Origin of the sequence: Pseudomonas sp. ICMP 8385, assembly GCF_002699915.1 — a bacterium.
GTDB classification, from domain to species: Bacteria; Pseudomonadota; Gammaproteobacteria; order Pseudomonadales; family Pseudomonadaceae; genus Aquipseudomonas; species Aquipseudomonas gessardii.
In genome coordinates this window covers 14,374-35,880 of record NZ_LKBY01000091.1, presented here as the reverse complement: position 1 = coordinate 35,880, position 21,507 = coordinate 14,374, and the positions used below count along the sequence as shown (strand labels likewise).

Annotated in this window: 21 protein-coding genes and 1 other RNA gene; 11 read left to right on the top strand and 11 right to left on the bottom strand. The window is 62.1% G+C overall.

What is annotated here, in order from left to right:
• Positions 1–144: 144 nt before the first annotated feature.
• The 5 genes from AO268_RS09820 to AO268_RS09800 all read right to left on the bottom strand — a co-directional run bounded on the left by AO268_RS09820 (position 145) and on the right by AO268_RS09800 (position 5,683).
• Complete coding sequence (locus AO268_RS09820) at positions 145–1,149, bottom strand: extracellular solute-binding protein (RefSeq protein ID WP_076963633.1); 1,005 nt, start codon at positions 1,147–1,149, stop codon at positions 145–147.
• Between the two features lie 128 nt (positions 1,150–1,277).
• Positions 1,278–2,495, bottom strand: coding sequence for a 2-octaprenyl-3-methyl-6-methoxy-1,4-benzoquinol hydroxylase (locus AO268_RS09815; RefSeq protein WP_176561359.1), 1,218 nt, complete (start codon positions 2,493–2,495; stop codon positions 1,278–1,280).
• A gap of 103 nt (positions 2,496–2,598) precedes the next feature.
• Positions 2,599–3,786, bottom strand: a complete 1,188-nt coding sequence (gene ubiH, locus AO268_RS09810) for a 2-octaprenyl-6-methoxyphenyl hydroxylase (RefSeq protein ID WP_099168569.1) — start codon at positions 3,784–3,786, stop codon at positions 2,599–2,601.
• The gene (gene pepP, locus AO268_RS09805; RefSeq protein WP_076963630.1) at positions 3,783–5,105 is read right to left on the bottom strand and encodes a Xaa-Pro aminopeptidase; all 1,323 of its coding nucleotides are present in this window, start codon (positions 5,103–5,105) and stop codon (positions 3,783–3,785) included. The genes ubiH and pepP overlap by 4 nt, the downstream gene beginning before the upstream one ends.
• Before the next feature lie 20 nt (positions 5,106–5,125).
• The gene (locus tag AO268_RS09800; RefSeq protein ID WP_076963629.1) at positions 5,126–5,683 is read right to left on the bottom strand and encodes a YecA/YgfB family protein; all 558 of its coding nucleotides are present in this window, start codon (positions 5,681–5,683) and stop codon (positions 5,126–5,128) included.
• 137 nt (positions 5,684–5,820) lie between these two features.
• Between AO268_RS09800 and AO268_RS09795 the strand changes: the two genes are divergently transcribed.
• From AO268_RS09795 to AO268_RS09780, 4 genes are all read left to right on the top strand, one after another.
• Positions 5,821–6,030 (top strand): TIGR02449 family protein, encoded by a 210-nt coding sequence (locus AO268_RS09795; protein WP_007982902.1) that lies wholly within the window; start codon positions 5,821–5,823, stop codon positions 6,028–6,030.
• Complete coding sequence (locus AO268_RS09790) at positions 6,027–6,344, top strand: cell division protein ZapA (protein WP_076963628.1); 318 nt, start codon at positions 6,027–6,029, stop codon at positions 6,342–6,344. Before AO268_RS09795 ends, AO268_RS09790 begins: the two co-directional genes overlap by 4 nt.
• A gap of 30 nt (positions 6,345–6,374) precedes the next feature.
• Positions 6,375–6,553, top strand: a non-coding RNA gene (gene ssrS / locus AO268_RS09785) — 6S RNA.
• A 57-nt stretch (positions 6,554–6,610) separates the two neighbouring features.
• The gene (locus AO268_RS09780; RefSeq protein WP_099168568.1) at positions 6,611–7,246 is read left to right on the top strand and encodes a 5-formyltetrahydrofolate cyclo-ligase; all 636 of its coding nucleotides are present in this window, start codon (positions 6,611–6,613) and stop codon (positions 7,244–7,246) included.
• A gap of 2 nt (positions 7,247–7,248) precedes the next feature.
• On the opposite strand, the gene AO268_RS32695 is transcribed toward AO268_RS09780, so the two are convergent.
• Positions 7,249–7,398: a hypothetical protein gene (locus AO268_RS32695; RefSeq protein WP_092231272.1), complete on the bottom strand. Its 150-nt coding sequence runs from the start codon at positions 7,396–7,398 to the stop codon at positions 7,249–7,251.
• A 196-nt stretch (positions 7,399–7,594) separates the two neighbouring features.
• Between AO268_RS32695 and AO268_RS09770 the strand changes: the two genes are divergently transcribed.
• The 4 genes from AO268_RS09770 (at position 7,595) to AO268_RS09755 (ending at position 12,928) form a co-directional block, all read left to right on the top strand.
• Complete coding sequence (locus tag AO268_RS09770; protein ID WP_099168567.1) at positions 7,595–8,044, top strand: EVE domain-containing protein; 450 nt, start codon at positions 7,595–7,597, stop codon at positions 8,042–8,044.
• An 86-nt stretch (positions 8,045–8,130) separates the two neighbouring features.
• A complete protein-coding gene (locus tag AO268_RS09765) occupies positions 8,131–9,096 on the top strand; it encodes an HlyD family secretion protein (RefSeq protein WP_099168566.1) in 966 nt (321 codons plus the stop codon).
• Positions 9,093–11,810, top strand: coding sequence for a ribosome-associated ATPase/putative transporter RbbA (rbbA, locus tag AO268_RS09760; RefSeq protein WP_099168565.1), 2,718 nt, complete (start codon positions 9,093–9,095; stop codon positions 11,808–11,810). The genes AO268_RS09765 and rbbA overlap by 4 nt, the downstream gene beginning before the upstream one ends.
• Complete coding sequence (locus AO268_RS09755) at positions 11,810–12,928, top strand: ABC transporter permease (protein WP_099168564.1); 1,119 nt, start codon at positions 11,810–11,812, stop codon at positions 12,926–12,928. The genes rbbA and AO268_RS09755 overlap by 1 nt, the downstream gene beginning before the upstream one ends.
• A gap of 105 nt (positions 12,929–13,033) precedes the next feature.
• Here the strand turns inward: AO268_RS09755 and AO268_RS09750 are convergent, their stop codons facing one another.
• Positions 13,034–13,441 (bottom strand): flagellar basal body-associated protein FliL, encoded by a 408-nt coding sequence (locus tag AO268_RS09750; protein WP_099168563.1) that lies wholly within the window; start codon positions 13,439–13,441, stop codon positions 13,034–13,036.
• A gap of 149 nt (positions 13,442–13,590) precedes the next feature.
• On the opposite strand from AO268_RS09750, the gene AO268_RS09745 reads away from it, so the two are divergent.
• Both AO268_RS09745 and glpT read left to right on the top strand, forming a co-directional pair.
• Positions 13,591–14,571 carry an NADPH:quinone oxidoreductase family protein gene (locus AO268_RS09745; RefSeq protein ID WP_099168562.1) on the top strand — a complete coding sequence of 327 codons (981 nt, stop codon included), beginning with the start codon at positions 13,591–13,593 and terminating at the stop codon, positions 14,569–14,571.
• Between the two features lie 288 nt (positions 14,572–14,859).
• Complete coding sequence (gene glpT / locus AO268_RS09740; protein ID WP_099168561.1) at positions 14,860–16,197, top strand: glycerol-3-phosphate transporter; 1,338 nt, start codon at positions 14,860–14,862, stop codon at positions 16,195–16,197.
• On the opposite strand, the gene AO268_RS09735 is transcribed toward glpT, so the two are convergent.
• Entirely contained in the window at positions 16,181–16,846 is a 666-nt protein-coding gene (locus tag AO268_RS09735; protein WP_099168560.1) for a gamma-glutamylcyclotransferase, read from the bottom strand. The two genes, glpT and AO268_RS09735, sit on opposite strands and share 17 nt — an antisense overlap.
• A 219-nt stretch (positions 16,847–17,065) precedes the next feature.
• On the opposite strand from AO268_RS09735, the gene AO268_RS09730 reads away from it, so the two are divergent.
• On the top strand, positions 17,066–17,542 hold the full coding sequence (locus tag AO268_RS09730; protein WP_099168559.1) for a sn-glycerol-3-phosphate transporter: 477 nt from the start codon (positions 17,066–17,068) through the stop codon (positions 17,540–17,542).
• A gap of 67 nt (positions 17,543–17,609) precedes the next feature.
• On the opposite strand, the gene AO268_RS09725 is transcribed toward AO268_RS09730, so the two are convergent.
• The 3 genes from AO268_RS09725 to rho form a co-directional block, all read right to left on the bottom strand.
• Complete coding sequence (locus AO268_RS09725; RefSeq protein WP_099168558.1) at positions 17,610–18,578, bottom strand: CDP-6-deoxy-delta-3,4-glucoseen reductase; 969 nt, start codon at positions 18,576–18,578, stop codon at positions 17,610–17,612.
• Positions 18,578–20,044: a 4-hydroxy-3-polyprenylbenzoate decarboxylase gene (gene ubiD / locus AO268_RS09720; protein WP_076963617.1), complete on the bottom strand. Its 1,467-nt coding sequence runs from the start codon at positions 20,042–20,044 to the stop codon at positions 18,578–18,580. Before ubiD ends, AO268_RS09725 begins: the two co-directional genes overlap by 1 nt.
• Positions 20,045–20,201: 157 nt before the next feature.
• Complete coding sequence (gene rho / locus AO268_RS09715; protein WP_003176825.1) at positions 20,202–21,461, bottom strand: transcription termination factor Rho; 1,260 nt, start codon at positions 21,459–21,461, stop codon at positions 20,202–20,204.
• Positions 21,462–21,507 lie beyond the last annotated feature (46 nt).

Below are 21,507 nucleotides of genomic sequence, written 5' to 3'. Positions count from 1 at the left end.
GGATGATTTGGAGGCATGCACAAAACATTGTGGGAGCTGGCTTTCCTGCGATGCAGACACCTCGGTTTATCAGTGATACCGGGGTGATGCTATCGCAGGCAAGCCAGCTCCCACATTAGATTTGTGGAGCCTTACAAATTGTACTCAGTTCCAGCCCGCACGATCCATCAGGCGAATCGCCTCGGCCTGGCGCTTGCCCGCCACTTCCACCGGCAAGGTATCAGCCTTGAACTTACCCCAGGCAGCCACTTCTTCAGACGGCTGCACCGCCGGGTTGGCCGGGAACTCCTGGTTCACGTCGGCAAAGATCTTCTGCGCCTCAGGCGTGGTCATCCATTCCACCAGGGCCTTGGCGGCTTCCGGGTGCGGCGCGTACTGGGTCAGGCCGATGCCCGAGAGGTTGACGTGTACACCACGGTCACCCTGGTTCGGCCAGAACAGTTTGACGCCCAGGTCCGGCTTTTGCTTATGCAGGCGGCCATAGTAGTAAGTGTTGACGATACCGACATCGCATTGCCCGGCATTGATCGCTTCCAGCACGGCCACATCATCGGAGAACACGTCGGTGGACAGGTTGTTGACCCACCCCTTGATGATCTCCTCGGTCTTTTGCGCGCCATGGGTCTCAATCAGGGTGGCGGTCAGCGACTGGTTGTAGACCTTCTTCGCCGTACGCAGGCACAGGCGGCCTTCCCATTGTTTGTCGGCCAGGGCTTCGTAGGTGGTCAACTCACCCGGTTTGACGCGAGCGGTGGAGTAGGCAATGGTCCGCGCCCGCAGGCTCAAGCCGGTCCAGGCGTGGCTGGCAGCACGATATTGCGCAGGAATATTGGCGTCGATCACCTTGGAGGTGAACGGTTGCAGAATGCCCATCTGCTCGGCTTGCCAGAGGTTGCCGGCATCGACGGTCAGCAGCAGGTCAGCCGTGGCGTTCTGACCTTCGGCCTTGATGCGCTGCATCAGCGGCGCTTCCTTGTCGGTGATGAACTTCACCTTCACTCCGGTTTTCTGGGTGTAGGCGTCGAATACCGGCTTGATCAACTCATCGATACGAGAGGAGTAGACCACCACCTCGTCAGCCGCCTGGGCGGTGGTGCTGGCGATCAGGGTGAGTGCCAGGGCAGTCAGGAGGCGCTTGGGTGCCAACATAGGTGCGGTCTCTCGTAGGAAAAGTGAGCGCAAATGATAAGGACTCACATTTAGCATCTCAACCGAACACTGGGCGCAGAAGTTACGAGATGTTGCATAAGCCCCCCTTTAGGGTGCGGCAGGTGGCCTCAGGCCTTGGCCAGATCCGGCAAGTCCCCAGTCAAACCCAGCGCCTGTCGCACAAACAGGGCCTTGGCCTCAGGCATCTGGTCGACCATCTTCAGCCCGGCATTGCGCAACCAGCGCAACGGCAACTGATCGGCCTGGAATAGCCGTTCAAAGCCCTCCATCGCCGCCATCAGCGCCAGGTTGTGGGGCATGCGCCGCCGCTCGTAGCGGCTGAGCACCTTCACATCCGCCAAGCGTTCACCGCGTTCAGACGCCTGCAACAGCACCTCGGCCAACACCGCCGCGTCGAGGAAGCCCAGGTTCACGCCCTGCCCCGCCAATGGGTGGATAACGTGGGCGGCATCGCCAATCAGCGCCAGGCCCTCGGCGACGTAGCGCTTGGCGTGGCGCTGGCGCAGCGGGACGCACAGGCGTGGGTCGGCACTGACCACGCGGCCCAGCCGGCCTTCAAAGGCGCGCTCCAGTTCACCGCAGAAGCTTGCGTCGTCCAGGGCTATCAGGCGTTCGGACTCGCTCGGCGTGGTCGACCAGACGATCGAGCACCAATCGTCCTGGCCATCGCGCACCAGCGGCAGGAACGCCAGCGGGCCATGGTCGGTGAAACGCTGCCAGGCCGTGCGCTGGTGTGGTTGGCTGCTGCGCACGCTGGTGACGATGGCGTGGTGCAGGTAATCCCATTCACGGGTGGCGGTGCCGGTCAGGCGGCGCACGGCCGAGTTGGCACCGTCGGCGGCGATCACCAGCGGCGCGCGCAGGGTGCGGCCATCGGCCAGGGTCAGCAGCCAGTCATCGCCGGAGCGACGCATCTGCTCCAGGCGCGCATTGGCCAGCAGGCCCAGGTCGCAATCGTGCAGGCGGTCGAGCAGGGCGTCCTGGACCACACGGTTTTCGACAATATGCCCCAGCACCTCGGCATGCACGCTGGCCGCCGAAAAGTGGATCTGCCCGGTGCCGCTGCCATCCCACACCTGCATCTCGCCGTAGGGGCTGGCGCGGCGGCTGGCGATGCCGTCCCACACGCCCAGGCGTTCGAGAATGCGCTGGCTGGCGGCCGACAAGGCACTCACCCGCGGTTCAAAGGGTGCATCGGCGTCGAACGGCTTGACGCTCAGCGGGCTGCCGTCGAGCAGCAGCACCTGCAGGCCACTGCCCTGCAACGCCAGCGCCAGGGCGCTTCCGACCATTCCGGCCCCGACAATCAGCACATCTGCGCGCATGTCCATGCTTTATGCCTGTTTCGCTGGCGGCGTGTGCCGCAGGTAAAGGACTCGCGCCACCTGGGTGGCGCAACTGTCATGAAGGTGTTCGTAGGGCAACCACTTACGCATCGGGGCGCGTGCCCAGGCCCATGGCCTGTCGGGCGAACCAGCGTTTGGCCGGCGGCAGCAGGTCCAGGCCCAGCAGGCCGAGGTTGCGGCCCATGGCGACCAGTGGTTGGCCGCTGCCGAACAGGCGGGTGACCTGGTCGGAGAAGCCCACGGTCAATTGCTGGTCCAGGCGCTGGCGTTCGCGATAGGCCTGCAAGGTCGCCAGGTCGCCCGGCACCGCCGGCCCGGCCAGCAAGGCCTCGGCCAAGGCATAGGCATCGCGCAGCGACAGGTTGAAACCCTGGCCGGCAATCGGGTGCAAGCTGTGGGCGGCGTTGCCGAGGATCACCAAGTGCGAGCGCACCTGCTCCTCGGCCTCCACCAGGGTCAACGGATACAGGTGACGGGCCCCAACCTGCTTGAGGGTGCCCAGGCGATAACCGAACACGCCCTGCAATTCGCTGAGGAAACTGCGCTCATCCAACTGCGCCAAGCGCTGGGCGTCCATGCCGACGCGGGTCCACACCAACGCGCAACGGTTGTCGGCCAGGGGCAGCAAGGCCATCGGGCCATCGTCGGTGAAACGCTCGAAGGCCTCGCCGTTATGGGCTTCGCTGGGGGTGATGTTGGCGATCAGGGCACTCTGGTTGTAAGGCCGTTGCTTGACGCCAATGCCCAACTGCTCGCGCAGCCCGGAGCGGCCACCATCGGCCAGTACCGCCAGGTCGCACTCGATGACGGTTTCGTCGTTGAGGGTCAGGCGGTAGCCATCGGCCAGCGGTTCCAGGCGGCTGACTTCGGCCGGGCAACGCCAACTGATCACGTCCTTATCCAAGCCTTGCCACAGGCACTGCCCGAGCCAGGCGTTTTCCACCACATAGCCCAGGGCCGGCACACCCTCTTCGAGCGCCGACAAGCGTGCAGTGGAGAAGCGGCCACGGTCGGAAACATGGATCTGCTTGATCGGCTCGGCGCGCCGGGAAATGTCTTGCCACACACCCAGGCGCTGATAGATCTGCCGCGCGCCAAAGGACAGCGCCGAGGAACGGGCGTCGTAGCTCGGCTGGTAGCTGTCGCCGGGGGCGAAGGGTTCGATCAGCATGATCTTCCAGCCCCGGGCCTTGGCCCCGGCCTGCAATGCCAATGCCAGGCTGGCGCCCACCAGGCCGCCACCGATAATGGCCAGGTTGACCCGGCTCATCGGGCGGCCGCCATCAGCGCTTCGATCTCGGCCACGCCCTTGGGCACGCCATCGGTCAGAATTTCACAGCCTTGCTTGGTCACCACCACGTCATCCTCGATGCGCACGCCTATGCCACGCCATTTCTTTGCCACGTTCTGGTTGTCCGGGGCAATGTAGATGCCCGGTTCCACGGTCAGGGCCATGCCCACTTCCAGCACCCGCCATTCGCCGCCGACCTTGTACTCGCCCACATCATGCACATCCATGCCCAGCCAGTGCCCGGCGCGGTGCATATAGAACGCCTTGTAGGCTTCGCTGGCGATCAACTCGTCCACCTCACCCTGCAACAAGCCCAGCTTCACCAGCCCGGCGGTGATCACTTGCACGGTTGCCTCATGGGCCTGGTTCCAGTGCTTGTTCGGCGCGATCTGCGCAAAAGCGGCTTCCTGGGAGGCCAGCACAATTTCGTAGATCGCCTTCTGCTCGGCGGAGAACTTGCCATTGACCGGCCAGGTCCGGGTGATATCGCTGGCATAGCAGTCGATCTCACAACCGGCGTCGATCAATACCAGGTCGCCGTCCTTGAGCAGCGCGTCATTCTGCTGGTAGTGCAGGATGCAACTGTTGCGCCCCGAAGCCACGATGGAGCCATAGGCCGGCATCTTCGCCCCGCCCCGGCGGAACTCGTAGTCCAGCTCGGCTTCCAGGCTGAACTCATGCAGCCCGGCGCGGCAGGCCTGCATCGCCCGGATATGGGCCGCGCAGGAAATCCGCGCAGCTTCGCGCATGACTTTCACTTCTGCGGCGGATTTATACAGGCGCATGTCGTGCAGCAGATGATCCAGGGCAACGAATTCGTTCGGCGGCTGCGCACCGAGGTGCGCCTTGGAGCGGATCACGTTGATCCACTCCATCAGGTGCCGATCGAATTCGGCATTGCTGCCCATGGCCGAATACACCCGGTCGCGGCCTTCGATCAGGCCGGGCAGGATGTCGTCGATATCGGTAATCGGGAACGCATCGTCGGCGCCGTATTCGCGAATCGCGCCTTCGGTGCCGGCGCGCAGGCCGTCCCACAATTCGCGCTCGGCATTGCGTTCGCGGCAGAACAGCACGTATTCGCCGTGAATGCGCCCAGGCATCAACACAATCACCGCTTGCGGCTCGGGGAAACCGCTCAGGTACTGGAAGTCGCTGTCCTGGCGGTAGACGTGTTCGACATCACGGTTGCGGATCGCCACGGCGGCGGCCGGCAGGATCGCGATGCTGTTGGGTTCCATCTGCGCCATGAGCGCCTTGCGGCGGCGGGTGTATTCCGCTTTGGGGATATGGATCATGGGCAGGTGGGTTCCCTCTCTTAGTGCAGCGACGGCTTGATGGCGGCGGGTTCAGCCGATTTTTTGGTCTCGGTGAACAACAGCAGCGGCGCGACGCGCAGGTATTCCATGACTTCCATGTAGTCGCCTTCACCGTCTTCGGATTCTTCCAGGGCATCTTGCACCTGGGAGATGGCTGCCAGGTCCTGCAACACTTCCTGGGCGTCGGTGCTCAGTTCCAGGCCGCCGGAATTCACGCCAAAGCCAGTGAGGAAACCCTTGCACCATTCGCCCAGGGCGGCAGCGCGCTCGGCCAGTGGCGCATCATCGCTCGGCAGCAATAGGACTACCGCAATGTCATCGCCGGTCAACTCGCCCTTGACCATTTCTTGCAGGCCGATCAAGGCGTTACGAACATTATCTACTGGCTCCGTTTCGAGCACTTCTGCGGCGTCGGCCAACCAGTTGTCGGCGTCAAAACCGACGCCGGTGCAACTGCGGCCCAGCAGCACGCCATGCAGTTCGGCAGGCGAGCAAGAATGACCGCTGGCGCTCAGCAGTTTGGAAAAAGCATCGTACGGGGAGTTCTGAATAGGCATGATGAGCTAGGCGCCAGGCGGCGCGATGTCTAGAATGAAGCGCTGTATCCTAGCACCGGCAGACGCACCCGACTATCAAGGGCGTCAGATCGTTTATCCTGCAGTTGCCATTCATCAGACAAATCCAGTGGAACCCCATGGAAGACACCGACTTGCAAGCGCTGATGGCCAGACTCGAATTGCTAATTACCCGGGTCGAGCAACTAAAGAGTCAAAACGGACTCCTATTAGCTCAGGAAAAGACCTGGCGCGAGGAACGCGCTCACCTCATTGAAAAAAACGAAATCGCCCGGCGTAAGGTCGAATCGATGATTTCGCGCCTGAAGGCCCTGGAGCAAGACTCATGAGTTCAAGCAATAGCGTCACCGTGCAGATCCTCGACAAAGAGTATTCAATCATCTGCCCCCAGGAAGAGCGCAGCAACCTGGTGAGCGCCGCCCGCTACCTGGATGGCAAGATGCGTGAAATCCGCAGCAGCGGCAAAGTCATCGGCGCCGACCGTATCGCCGTGATGGCAGCGCTGAACATTACCCACGATTTGCTGCACAGGCAGGAACGCCCTGACGTCCAGGCCAGCGGCTCGACACGTGAGCAAGTACGCGACCTGCTGGAACGTGTCGACCTGGCCCTTTCCAACGATCAAGAGCAACCCAAAGGCTGATTGCCGAACCTGTTTGGGGTATACTCGCCTCACTCCCTGGCGTGCTTGCCAGTCGGCGATGTCCCTGAGCCGATTCGCACTACCCTGGAAGTTGCACGTTGGGCTGGTGTGCATGTCCGCTAGACGGAAAGCCTTAAAGCCTACTGCTTCTTCCACCTTGAACTTTCGGGTTCAAGGGCTAAGTCGACAGCGGTTCTGTCGGGGAGCCTGAATTCCCAAACTCAATGCCAGTCCCCGGACTGGCATTGTTTTATGAGCCGAACACCATGACCGAACCTGCGCCGCTTTCCCGTCCGCACCTTCGACGCATGTTGCGCAAGGCCCGCCGCGCCCTCACGCCAGGCGAGCAACGCCAGGCAGCGCTTGGCTTGTATCGGCAACTGGCACAGCACCCGCTGTTTTGCCGGGCCAAACATATTTCCCTGTACCTGCCGACGGATGGCGAAATCGATCCGCGCTTGCTGCTGCGCGCGGCCCAGCGTCGGGGCAAGGCCACCTACCTACCGGTGCTCAGTGCCTGGCCACGAACCAAGATGGTGTTCCAACGCGTGCGCCCCGGGGAAAAGCTTGTGCCCAATCGCTTCGGCATTCTTGAGCCACGGGTCAATGTCGGCCGCCAGCGCAAGGTCTGGGCCCTGGACCTGGTGCTGCTGCCGTTGGTGGGGTTCGATGAGGCGGGTGGGCGGCTGGGCATGGGCGGCGGCTTTTATGATCGCAGCCTGGCGTACCTGGCGCGCCGCTCGGCGTGGCGCAAGCCGACGCTGCTGGGGCTGGCCCATGAATGTCAGAAGGTCGAGCGACTGGCACAGGCCAGCTGGGACGTGCCGTTAAATGGCACCGTGACCGACAGGAAGTGGTATATCGCAGAGGGGACGCCGCTGGACTCAACGGCGCCGAAATAGCGTCAACGCTTGAAGGTTTGTTGTTGCTGCTGTGCAAATTCAACAGGCGCTTCGGTCTTGTTCGACCAGAGGCTCTGCGCATACCCGGTGGTCACGACGCCCAGACCGAACAAAATAACCAAAATCCATAGTAAATCCGGTTTGCGTTTCATCGATTGCCCCCCTTCAGGCCTATCACACACGATGACAGCAACGTTCCAATGTAGCCCGTTCCAGCTGCGTCAAGCTTAAAATCCCGGCATTCTGCGTTAACGTGAACCAACACGCAAACCTTGACGTCAACCGACCGTCGGTTTGTCATGAAGTTGCCGCACAACCTATCCAATCCCCTGCAAAGGAGCAAAAACCATGGCCTATTGGCTGATGAAATCCGAGCCTGATGAGTTGTCCATCCAGGGCCTGGAAAAACTCGGCGAAGCACGCTGGGATGGCGTGCGCAATTACCAGGCGCGCAACTTCCTGCGGGCCATGGCCGTGGGTGACGCGTTTTTCTTCTACCACTCCAGTTGCCCGGAACCGGGGATTGCCGGCGTAGGAAAAATCATCGAAGCGGCGTATCCAGACCCGACGGCGCTGGAGCCCGGCAACCATCACTTCGATGCCAAGGCCACAGCAGAAAAAAATCCGTGGAGCGCCATCACCGTGGCCCACGTCGAGACCTTCCCCAAGGTCCTCGGGCTGGGCTACCTCAAGCAACAAACCGCCCTGGCCGAATTGCCGCTGGTGCAAAAAGGCAGTCGCTTGTCGGTGATGCCGGTGACGGCCGAGCAATGGGCGGCGGTCATGGCCCTGCGTTAACGCCTAAAGGGATTCATTTGACCGGTATCAACGGCTATCGGTTACGATCCCGGCAAACTAGGACGCTAACACCGCAGGATGCACCCATGTCGACGCCCCATCGCAGTTCGCACTTCTTCGCTTTTCTCCTGATTCTGTTGCTGGTGGCCGCCGGCGGCTTCGGCTACTGGAAGTCCACCCTCGACCGCCTGCCGGAAGGTTTGCACATGGGCAACGGCCGGCTGGAATCCACCGAAGTGCAGATCGCCACCAAGATCCCCGGGCGCCTGGCCGAGGTGCGGGTCGATGAAGGCGACAAAGTGCTCAAGGGCCAACTGCTGGCACGTATCGACACCCGCACCCTGGAAGCCCAGCGCTCCCAGGCCGAGGCCGAAGTGCTGCGGGCCAAGGAAAACTTCGCCGCCGCCGAAGCCAATGTGCAGCTGCGCCAGAGCGAAAACCTGCTGGCCAGCCAGGAACTCAAGCGTACCCAAGAGCTGTACCGCCGCGGCTTCGCCAGCGCGCAGTTGATCGACCAGCAACAGGCACGCCAGAACACCGGCAATGCAGCGGTGGTAGCCGCCCAGGCCCAGGTCAATGCGGTCAAGGCTGCCATCGGTGCGGCCCAGGCCCAGGTGGCGCAACTGACCAGCGAAATCGAGGACAGCAGCCTGCGCGCGCCCATCGACGGCATCATCCAGCTGCGCCTGGCCGAACCTGGTGAAGTGCTCGGCGCCGGCGGGCGGGTGTTGCTGCTGATCGATCCGAATGACCAGTACATGAACCTCTACCTGCCCGCCTCCGTCACTGGCCGCCTGACCGTGGGCAGTGAAGCGCGGATCGTGCTCGATGCCCTGCCGGATCATCCGCTGCCGGCGAAAATCAGCTTTGTCGCGGCCAAATCCCAGTTCACCCCCAAAGAAGTGGAAACCCGCGACGAACGCCAGAAACTGGTGTTCCGCGTCAAACTGCGCCTGACTCAACCCAGCGCCGTGCCCCAGGCCAAGCCCGGCATGCCCGGCGCCGGCTACGTGCGCACTGCCGACCTGGACTGGCCGGCCAACCTGCAATGAACGGGCTGGCGCTGCACGCCACGGGCATCAACCACCGCTACGGCAAGCAACAGGCACTGCTCGACATTGCCTTCAGCCTGCCGGCCGGCACCCGCTGCGGCCTGATCGGCCCGGATGGCGCGGGCAAGTCGAGCCTGCTGGGCCTGATCGCCGGGGTTAAAAAGCTGCAGGCCGGCGACCTGCAGGTGCTGGGCGGCTCCATCGAAGACCGCCGCCACCGCAACAGCCTGTACCCGTTGATCGCCTTTATGCCCCAGGGCCTGGGCGGCAACCTGTACCCCGAGCTGTCCATCCGCGAAAACATCCGGTTTTTTGCCACCCTGTTTGGCCTGTCCAAAGCCGATTGCGAGCAGCGCATGCACAACCTGCTGCTGGCCACCGACCTGGCACGTTTCGCCGACCGCCCAGCCGGCAAGCTGTCGGGCGGGATGAAGCAGAAACTAGGGCTGTGCTGCGCGCTGATCCATGACCCGGACTTGCTGATCCTTGATGAACCCACCACCGGCGTCGACCCATTGTCACGCCGACGCTTCTGGGAACTGGTAGAAACCGTACGCAGCGAGCGCCCGCAACTGACGCTGCTGGTGGCCACGGCCTACATGGAAGAAGCCGAGCAGTTCGAGCATTGCCTGATGCTCGACCGCGGCAAGCTGATTGCCGATGGCCTGAGCCATGAACTGGCGGCGGTCACGCCCAGCGGCAAGCTGGATGAAGCCTTTACCCATTTCCAGGGCGACAGCGCGCACAACAACCAGCCGCTGGTGATCCCTCCTCGGGCACACGACACCACCGATATCGCCATCGAAGCCCACGACCTGACCCTGCGCTTTGGCGACTTCACCGCCGTCAACAAGGTCAGCTTCGCCATCGGCCGTGGTGAGATCTTTGGCTTTCTCGGCTCCAACGGCTGCGGCAAGACCACCACCATGAAAGTCCTCACCGGGCTGATGCCGGCCAGTGAAGGCAGCGCCACACTGCTGGGCAACCCGGTGAATGCCAAGGACCTGGCGACCCGCAAGCGCGTGGGCTTCATGTCCCAGAGTTTCTCGCTGTACGGCGAACTCAGCGTGCGCCAGAACCTGGTGCTGCACGCACAGTTGTTCGACCTGCCCAAGGCCGACAGTGGGCCGCGCATTGAGGAACTGATCCAACGCTTTGACCTGGGCGAAATCGCCGAACAGCCCTCCGGCGAACTGCCCCTGGGTTTGCGCCAGCGCCTGTCCCTGGCTGTGGCGGTGCTGCATCGCCCGGAAGTGCTGATCCTCGACGAACCCACGTCCGGCGTGGACCCCGCCGCGCGCGACGATTTCTGGCGTTTGCTGGTGGAGTTGTCCCGCGAGCAAGGGGTGACGATTTTTCTCTCCACCCACTTTATGAACGAAGCCCAGCGCTGCGACCGCATCTCGTTGATGCACGCCGGCAAGGTGCTGGCCTGCGACACCCCGGACGCCCTGCAACAGCAATTCCACGGCGAGACCCTGGAAGCCGCGTTCGTCACCTGCCTGGAGCAAGCCCAGGAGGCCCCGGAAGCCGCCGCGCCCAGTGCAACCGTCAGCACACCGAGCACGCCGCCAGTCAGCAAGCGCGGCTTCAGCCTGGCGCGCCTGCTGGCGGTGGCCAGTCGCGAAGGCAAGGAACTGCTGCGCGACAAAGTGCGCATGGCCTTTGCTCTGCTCGGGGCGATTTTCATGATGGTGATCTTCGGCTACGGCATTTCCCTGGACGTAGAGAAGCTCGCCTTCGCCGTGTACGACCAGGACCAGACGCCGCAAAGCCGCGCTTACCTAGAGGCCTTCCGCAGTTCGCGCTACTTCGCCGAACAGCCACCGATCAGCGATTCGGCCGAGTTGCACCGGCGCCTGCAACGTTCGGAAATCAAACTGGCCCTGGAAATCCCCCCGGGCTTTGGCCGCGACCTGTACGCCGGGCGCCAACCGGCGGTGGCCGCCTGGCTCGATGGCGGCATGCCGTTTCGCGCCGAGACCAGCCGCAACTATGTCGAGGCTGTGCATCAGGCCAATCTGCAGCAGTTGGCCGAACTCAGCAGCACACCACAGACCCGCCCCGCCGCCGCCAAACTGGAAACGCGCTTTCGCTATAACCAGGACGTGGTCAGCGTCAATGCCATCGGCCCGGGCGTGATGGCACTGATCCTGGCGTTTATCCCGGCCATGCTCACCGCCCTGGGCATCGTGCGCGAGAAGGAACTGGGCTCGATCACCAACTTTTATGCCACGCCGCTGACCCGCCTGGAGTTTCTCCTGGGCAAACAGGCGCCGTACCTGGTCATCAGCCTGATCAACCTGGCCTTGCTGGTGGCGATGAACCGCTGGCTGTTCGGCGTGCCGTTCAAGGGCAGTGGCGTGACCCTGGCGTTTGGCGGCCTGCTGTATGTGCTGGCCACCACCAGCATGGGCCTGCTGATTTCCGCGTTCACCCGCACCCAGATCGCCGCGATCCTTGGCACCATGATCATCACCAGCCTGCCGACCATCCAGTTCTCCGGGTTGATCGTGCCGCGCTCGTCCCTGGAAGGCGCGGCCGCGCTGATGGGTATGCTGTTTCCCGCAGGTTACTTCCTGGATGTGGCCGTCGGCACCTTCACCAAAGCCCTGGACCTGCGCCAGCTGTGGCCACAGTGCCTGGCGCTGTTCGGATTTTTCCTGGGTTTCACCGGGCTGAGCCTGGTCATGCTCAAGAAGCAGGAGGCCTGATGCATAAGTTCGCCCATATCCTGCGCCTGGGGCTCAAAGAACTCACCAGCCTGCGTCACGACAGCGTGTTGCTGCTGTTTCTGTTCTACGCCTTCACCGTCGCCATCTATATGCCAGCGGCCGGTTCGGTGATTGGCGTGCATAACGCCAGCGTGGCCTTTGTCGATGAAGACCATGGCCAATTGTCACGCCAGTTGGCCGAGGCCCTGCAACCCCCGGAATTCCAGACTGCCGTGCCACTGCCCTACGACCAGTTGGACAAGGTGATGGACAGCGGCCAGTACACCTTCGTGATCAACGTGCCAGCCAATTTCCAGGCCGACCTGCTGGCCGGCCGCCAGCCGAGCGTGCAGGTCAATGTGGATGCCACGGCCATGAGCCAGGCGTTTATGGGCGCCGGCTATATCGGGCGGATTTTCCAGCGCGAACTGCTGACCTACAGCGGCCAGGCGGATGCCAGTCAACGGGCACCGGCGGCGCTGACCACCCGGGCGCTGTTCAATACCAACCTGGAAGGTGGCTGGTTCCTGGCGGTGATCCAGATCGTCAATAACATCACCATCCTCGCCATCGTCCTGACCGGCACCGCCCTGCTGCGCGAGCGCGAGCACGGCACCCTCGACCATTTGCTGGTACTGCCACTGACCGCCCTGGAAATCATGCTGGCAAAAATCTGGAGCAACATGCTGGTGGTGGTGCTGTGTACCTGGCTGTCACTGGAAGTGGTGGTCAAGGGCCTGCTCGGCGTGCCGCTGGCCGGCTCGTTGAGCCTGTTCCTGCTGGTGACGGCGCTGTACCTGTTTGCCAGCACCGCCCTGGGCATCTTCCTCGCCACCCTCGCCCGCTCGACGCCGCAGTTTGGCTTGTTGGCGATCCCGGTGATTATTCCGATGTTGCTGTTGTCAGGCGGCAGTACGCCGCTGGACAGCATGCCCGAATGGTTGCAATGGGTGATGCAGGGCTCGCCGTCCACGCATTTTGTGAGCTTGAGTGCGGCGATTTTGTTCCGCGATGCCGGGGTGGGCGTGGTGTGGCCGGATTTGCTGGCGCTGGCGGGGATTGGGTTGGTGTTTTTTGCGGTGGCGTTGGCCAGATTCAGGAAAAGCCTGGCATCTTGAAGCGCCCGCAAGGCCGTCATCGCAAGCCAGCTCCCACACTTTGATTTGTGAACACCGTCAAAATGTGGGAGCTGGCTTGCCTGCGATGGGCGCTAAGCGCCCGCTTTACTGGATGATCAGATTATTGAACAACAAGTCCTCAACCACCGGCTTCCCCGTCTCATCATTCATCACTTGCTGAGTCTGCTTCAACGCTTCCTGACGCAACTTCTCTTTGCCTTCGACACTGCCCATGCTCTCGACAGTCTGCTGGGTAAACAGCGCCACCAGTTGATTACGGATCAACGGCTCATTGGCCTTGATCGCCGCCGCCGCTTCCGTGCCGGTCACGCGCAGGGCCACATCGGCCTTGTACACCCGCAGTTTCGGGCCGCCGTCCAGGGCGTAGTTGCCGACAAAGGGCGGGGTCAGGCTGTAGTAGCTGACCTTCGGCGCTTCGCCTTCCTTGGCTTCTTCGGCATGGGCTGCCATCGGCAACGTCAGGGCCAGCATCAACAGGATCCACGCTTTCACAGTTCATTCCTCACATTCGGTTGCCAGTAGCATAACGCTAGCAAGGCAGAGCACAAGCTTATGGCGACTTATCAGGCCGGGGCATGCTCGTTGACCCGTGACCTGACCCACCTACACTTATCGGCCAATACGCCAAAAGGAATAGTCCGATGAAAGCCGTGCTGTGCAAAGCCTTCGGCCCTGCCGAAACCCTGGTGTTGGAAGACGTCGAAAGCCCGGCGATCAAGAAGAACGAGATCCTGCTGGAGGTGCATGCCGCCGGGGTGAATTTCCCGGACACGCTGATCATCGAGGGCAAGTACCAGTTCAAACCGCCCTTCCCGTTCTCGCCGGGTGGCGAAGCGGCAGGGGTGGTCAGCGACGTCGGGGAAAAGGTCAGCCACCTGAAGGTCGGCGACCGGGTCATGGCGCTGACCGGTTGGGGCAGCTTTGCCGAGCAGGTCGCGGTGCCGGGCTATAACGTATTGCCGATCCCGCCGAGCATGGACTTCAACACCGCCGCCGCCTTCAGCATGACCTACGGCACCTCGATGCACGCCCTCAAGCAGCGTGGCCAGCTGGCGGCCGGCGAGACCCTGTTGGTGCTGGGCGCGTCCGGTGGCGTGGGCCTGGCCGCCGTGGAAATCGGCAAGGCCATGGGCGCCCGGGTGATCGCCGCCGCCAGCAGCGCCGACAAGCTGGCCGTGGCCAAGGCGGCGGGTGCCGATGAATTGATCAACTACAGCGAAAGCAACCTCAAGGATGAAATCAAGCGCCTGACCGACGGCAACGGTGCCGACGTGATCTACGACCCGGTGGGCGGCGATCTGTTTGACCAGGCCATTCGCGCCATTGCCTGGAACGGCCGGCTGCTGGTGGTGGGGTTTGCCAGCGGGCGCATCCCTGAATTGCCGGTGAACCTGGCGCTGCTCAAGGGCGCGGCGGTGGTCGGGGTGTTCTGGGGTGCGTTTGCCCAGCGCCAGCCGCAGGAGAATGCGGCGAATTTCCAGCAGCTGTTTGATTGGTATGCCGAGGGGAAGTTGAAGCCGCTGGTGTCGCAGGTGTATCCGCTGGACAACGCGGCGCAGGCGATCAATGACCTGGGGCAACGCAGGGCGGTGGGCAAGGTGGTCGTGCAGGTCCGCCAGTGATTTGAAATGCGGTCAATGTGGGAGCTGGCTTGCCTGCGATAGCGGTGGGTCAGCTACATCTTTCGTGACTGATCCACCGCTATCGCAGGCAAGCCAGCTCCTACATTTGATCTGCGGTGTTCTGAGGAATCTGATCACGACCCAAATTTATCTATTAGCGACATGTTCGTAAAAGAACATGCAATTACTCCAGTTTCCTGTGTTTGCAGATAAGAGGCGATGCTATTTTCGGTAACGAAACTGTAACATTCGCATCCGCAGTCAAAACAAGAAATTTGGAGCTCTTGAATGTTTGCTTTCTTTCGTCCTGCCCCTCATCAGGCACCCCTGCCTGAAGAAAAGATCGACAGTACCTACCGACGACTGCGCTGGCAGATCTTCGCCGGTATTTTCTTTGGCTACGCGGGTTACTACCTGCTGCGCAAGAACTTCTCCCTGGCCATGCCGTACCTGATCGACGAGGGTTACACCCGTGGTCAACTGGGCCTGGCCATGTCGGCGATCGCGATTGCCTACGGCCTGTCCAAGTTCCTCATGGGCCTGGTGTCCGACCGCTCCAACCCGCGCTACTTCCTGCCCTTTGGCTTGCTGGTATCGGCCGGGGTGATGTTCATTTTCGGTTTCGCGCCTTGGGCAACGTCCAGCGTGACCATGATGTTCATTCTGCTGTTCATCAACGGCTGGGCCCAGGGCATGGGCTGGCCGCCGAGTGGACGGACCATGGTGCACTGGTGGTCGCAGAAAGAACGCGGTGGCGTGGTGTCGGTGTGGAACGTGGCGCATAACGTCGGCGGCGGCCTGATCGGCCCGCTGTTCCTGTTGGGCATGGCCTGGTTCAACGACTGGCACGCAGCGTTCTATGTGCCGGCAACGGTGGCCTTGGCAGTGGCGGCGTTTGCCTTTATCACCATGCGTGACACCCCGCAGTCGGTAGGCTTGCCGCCGATCGAGAAGTACAAGAACGACTACCCGGAAGGCTACGACGACAGCCACGAAGACGAATTCAGCGCCAAGGAAATCTTCGTCAAGTACGTGCTGCGCAACAAGATGCTGTGGTACATCGCCTTCGCCAACGTGTTCGTCTACCTGCTGCGTTATGGCGTGCTGGACTGGGCACCGACCTACCTCAAGGAAGCCAAGCACTTCACCGTCGATAAATCGTCGTGGGCGTACTTCTTCTACGAGTGGGCGGGGATCCCCGGCACGCTGCTGTGCGGCTGGATGTCGGACAAGATCTTCCGTGGCAACCGTGGCCTGACCGGCATTGTGTTCATGGCCCTGGTGACCGTGGCGACCCTGGTGTACTGGCTCAACCCGCCGGGCAACCCGATGGTCGACATGATCGCGCTGTTCTCCATTGGCTTTTTGATCTACGGCCCAGTGATGCTGATCGGCCTGCAGGCCCTGGAACTGGCGCCGAAGAAAGCCGCAGGTACGGCGGCAGGCTTTACCGGTCTGTTCGGTTACCTGGGCGGTTCGGTAGCCGCCAGTGCGGCCATGGGCTACACCGTGGACCACTTCGGCTGGGACGGCGGCTTTGTGCTGCTGATCGGCGCGTGCCTGTTGGCCATCGCGTTCCTGATCCCCACCCTGTGGCACACCAATAGCATCAGCTCGGCGCGTTAATCGCCGCGACGCCTTTGGCACATCGCTTGAGCCGCGCCTCCAGATTCTTGTCTGGCATGGCGTGGCTCCGCAGGGCGTTGACGGTCTGCTCGACATAATCGCGAGTGGTGCCGTAACGCCCGCAAGCACAGGCAAAGACCTGGTTCAGCACGCTGTCGGGCAAGTTGCCGGCATAGCTGGGCAGGTGCCGCTCCAGCACAAAACCCAATGCCTGCACCTGGCTGCCGTCTTCAAGCCGGCAACTGAGCCAGTGGGGCCGATAGGAGGGGTAAGGCATCTCGCGCTGCCACAAGGCATAGAGCGAGGCCTCCAGTTGATCCTCCGGCAGGCGATAGGCAAAACCGCTGCACGAGCCGCCACGATCCAGGCCAAACACCAGCCCCGGTAACTCCGGCGTGCCCCGGTGCTCGTGGGACCACAGGTACAGGCCCCGGTGATACCCATGGACCCGGGCGCGCACGCGCTGGGCTGCCGAACATTCAGGGCGCCAGATCAGCGAACCATACGCAAACAGCCAGACCGGCCCACCCTTGTGCAGCCCCATGGTGGCCTGCATCGAGCTCATCAATTGTTCGTGAGTGAGTTGCGGCCCCAGATCGAGCCGCGGCGGGTAAGCCCATTGCAGAAGTTCGGATTCAATAACGGTCATGGCAGATCGCTTAGGTCTCCTGTGCCTTACCAGTTATAGGCGACTTTACCGTAATAGAACGCGCCGCTGTAACCGCAAGGCGAAAAAGTGCTAGGGGATAAGCCCGGAAAACGCCGCAATTTTCAGCGTCCGTTCAGCCTTTATCGGCGGCCTGCCCGCAAAATAGACCCGCGTCACGACCCACTTTGTCGCGCATCTACCGACTATCGAGGTCGCCCCATGAAAAACCGACTTTCCGGCCTGCTGCTCCTGGCGCAGGCCACCACCGCCCTGGCCGCCGAAGCGCCGGCCAACGACGACAAAGGCTTCTGGTACGCCCAGACCAGCGTCTACACCCGGCACTTTGCACCGGATCCCGAGCACAACAACCATCAAGACCTGATCGGCCTGGAGCGCAATGACGCTTCGGGGTGGGTGTATGGCGGTGCGACCTTTCGCAACTCGTTTCGCCAGCGCTCGTATTACGCCTATGCGGGCAAGCGCTATGACATGGCCGACTATCCGGTGTATCTGAAGCTGACCGGCGGCGCGATCCAGGGCTATCGCGGCCAATACCGCGACAAGATCCCGCTGAACCGCTACGGCGTGGCGCCGGTGATCATTCCGTCGGTGGGTGCCTACTACGGACCGGTGGCAGCGGAGTTTGTGTTGCTGGGGTTCAATGCGGCGATGGTGACCACGGGCGTGCGCTTCTGACGCCGCACACCTGAGTAGACACAATCCAATGTGGGAGCTTGCCCGCTCCCACAGTTTGAGCGGCGTCTCAGGCGCGGGGGGCGTAGGCAAATACGTCAGCGCGCATCTGGTGCGCATCCATCCCGGCATGTACCAGCGCATCCAGCGTGCCATAGATCATCGCCGGCGAGCCGCTGGCGTAGACATGCACGGCCTTGAGGTCGGTGATGTCTTCGCACACCGCTTCATGCAATAAGCCACAACGCCCTTCCCACCCGCACAGGTCGCTGACCACTTTGTGCAGGAACAGGTTGGGCAGTTGCTGCCACTGCTCCCAGTGCTCGACCTGGTAGAAATCCTCGGGACGGCGCACGCCCCAGTACAGATGCACCGGATACTTGAACCCCGTGGCCCGGCAGTGTTCGATCAGGCTGTGCATTTGCGCCATGCCGGTGCCCGCCGCGATCAGCACCAGCGGACCGTCGGGTAACTCGGCCAGGTGGGTATCGCCAAATGGCAGTTCGACCCGCGCCATCTGGTTACGCTGCAACTGCTCGATCAGGCTGCGGGCGCTGTCTTCGCGCACCAGCACATGCAGCTCCAGCTCGCGCCCGGCATGGGGTGCCGACGCCAGGGAAAACGCCGACTTGTCGCCGTTCTCGCGCTCGATCATCAGGTACTGGCCCGCGTGGTAACGCAGCGCTTTGCCAGCCGGGGCCCGCAGGCGCACGCGCCACACATCGCCCCCCAGCTCCACGCATTCGCTCAACTGGCAGGCAAGCTGGCGCACCGGCAACTCGCCCGGCGCCAGCACGCCATCCCACAGCACGATGCAATCTTCCAGCGGTTCGGCGATGCAGGTGTAGAACTCGCCATGATCGCGTACCTCACCGGCTTGCTGCACCCGGCCCTCGACCAGCAGCGCCGCACACACGTGACACACTCCATTACGACACGCCTGGGGGCATTCATAGCCCAGGCGCCGCGCACCTTCAAGAATCCGCTCGCCCGGCTGCAAGTCGAGGACCGCACCGGAAGGTTGCAGGGTTACACGCATCAATCTATTCCCAATTCTTTCCACATCGCATCGACACGCGCCGTCACCGCTTCATCCTTGACGATCACCCGGCCCCACTCGCGGGTGGTTTCACCCGGCCATTTATGGGTGGCATCCAGGCCCATCTTCGAGCCCAGGCCCGACACCGGCGAGGCAAAGTCGAGGTAGTCGATGGGCGTGTTATCGATCATCACCGTGTCGCGCTTGGGGTCCATGCGCGTGGTGATAGCCCAGATCACATCGTTCCAGTCCCGGGCGTTGATGTCGTCGTCGGTGACAATAACGAACTTGGTGTACATGAACTGTCGCAAAAACGACCACACACCGAGCATCACGCGCTTGGCATGGCCCGGGTACGACTTCTTCATGGTCACGATGGCCATGCGGTACGAGCAGCCTTCCGGCGGCAGGTAGAAGTCGGTGATTTCCGGGAACTGCTTCTGCAGGATCGGCACGAACACCTCGTTCAGCGCCACGCCGAGGATCGCCGGCTCATCAGGCGGGCGGCCGGTGTAGGTGCTGTGGTAGATCGGCTTGATCCGGTGGGTGATGCGCTCGACGGTGAACACCGGGAAGCTGTCGACTTCATTGTAGTAGCCGGTGTGGTCGCCATACGGGCCTTCATCGGCCATCTCACCCGGATGAATCACGCCTTCGAGGATGATTTCGGCGGTGGCCGGCACTTGCAGGTCGTTGCCACGGCACTTCACCAGCTCGGTACGGTTGCCGCGCAGTAGGCCGGCAAAGGCGTATTCGGACAAGCTGTCGGGCACCGGCGTCACGGCGCCGAGGATCGTCGCCGGGTCGGCGCCCAGGGCCACGGAGACCGGGAACGGCTGGCCCGGGTGCTTCTCGCACCACTCGCGGTAATCCAGGGCGCCGCCACGGTGGCTCAGCCAGCGCATGATCACCTTGTTGCGGCCAATCACTTGCTGACGGTAGATGCCGAGGTTCTGGCGGTCCTTGTTCGGGCCCTTGGTGACGGTCAGGCCCCAGGTGATCAGCGGGCCGACGTCGCCGGGCCAGCAGGTCTGCACCGGGAGCATCGCCAGGTCGACATCATCGCCTTCGATGACCACTTCCTGGCAGACCGCGTCCTTGACCACCTTGGGCGCCATGGCAATGATCTTGCGGAAGATCGGCAACTTCGACCACGCATCCTTGAGGCCCTTGGGCGGCTCGGGCTCCTTGAGGAAGGCCAGTAGCTTGCCGATTTCGCGCAGTTCGCTGACCGACTCGGCGCCCATGCCGAACGCTACCCGGTCGGGTGTGCCGAACAGGTTGCCGAGCACCGGGATATCAAAGCCTGTGGGGTTCTCGAACAGCAGCGCCGGGCCCTTGTTGCGCAAGGTGCGGTCGCAAATCTCAGTCATTTCCAGGACCGGGGAAACCGGCACCTGAATACGTTTCAACTCTCCGCGCTGCTCAAGTTGCTGCACGAAATCCCGAAGATCCTTGAATTTCATTAACCATGCCACCCGTAAAATAGGCGTACATCCTACCTGCTCTGAGGGCCGCTGGCAGCCTTATCGAGGCGCAATTACCCGCCAGGTGTCGTTAAAAATCCCGGGCAAAAAAATGGCGCCCCTAGGGGCGCCATTCTTTCGGACCTGAAACGTCGTATTACTTACGTTTCATCGACAGGAAGAACTCGTCGTTGGTCTTGGTCGTTTTCAGCTTGTCGATCAGGAACTCGATGGCAGCGACTTCGTCCATCGGATGCAGCAGCTTGCGCAGGATCCACATGCGCTGCAGCTCGTCGTCGGCCGTCAGCAACTCTTCGCGGCGAGTACCGGAGCGGTTGATGTTGATGGCCGGGAACACACGCTTTTCAGCGATGCGACGGTCCAAAGGCAGCTCCATGTTGCCGGTACCCTTGAACTCTTCGTAGATCACCTCGTCCATCTTCGAGCCGGTTTCAACCAGCGCGGTGGCGATAATGGTCAGCGAGCCGCCTTCTTCGATGTTACGCGCAGCGCCGAAGAAGCGTTTCGGCTTCTCCAGGGCGTGGGCATCGACACCACCGGTCAACACCTTGCCGGAGCTCGGGATCACGGTGTTGTAGGCACGGGCCAGACGGGTGATGGAGTCGAGCAGGATCACCACGTCCTTCTTGTGCTCGACCAGGCGCTTGGCCTTCTCGATCACCATTTCGGCAACCTGCACGTGGCGGGTTGGCGGCTCATCGAACGTCGAGGCAACCACTTCGCCGCGCACGGTGCGCTGCATTTCGGTCACTTCTTCCGGGCGTTCATCGATCAGCAACACGATCAGGTGAACTTCAGGGTTGTTACGCGCGATGTTCGCTGCAATGTTCTGCAGCATGATGGTCTTACCGGCTTTCGGCGGTGCGACGATCAGGCCACGCTGGCCCTTGCCGATCGGGGCGCACAGGTCGATCACACGACCGGTCAGGTCTTCGGTGGAACCGTTGCCGGCTTCCATCTTCATGCGCACGGTCGGGAACAGCGGCGTCAGGTTCTCGAAGAGAATCTTGTTCTTCGCGTTCTCCGGGCGATCGAAGTTGATCGTGTCGACCTTGAGCAGGGCGAAGTAACGCTCGCCTTCCTTCGGAGGGCGGATCTTGCCAACGATGGTGTCACCGGTGCGCAAGTTGAAGCGACGGATCTGGCTCGGCGAGACGTAGATATCGTCTGGGCCGGCGAGATAGGAGGCGTCTGCAGAGCGGAGGAAGCCGAAGCCGTCCTGGAGAATCTCCAGCACGCCATCACCGGAGATTTCCTCGCCGCTTTTCGCGTGCTTTTTCAGCAGGGAGAAAATCACGTCCTGCTTGCGCGAACGGGCCATATTTTCTATGCCCATTTCTTCGGCCAGTTGGAGCAGGTCGGTAATCGGCTTTTGCTTGAGTTCAGTCAGATTCATATAGGAATGACGTAATCATTTATAGAGGGGGGGAATTAAGCTTTTG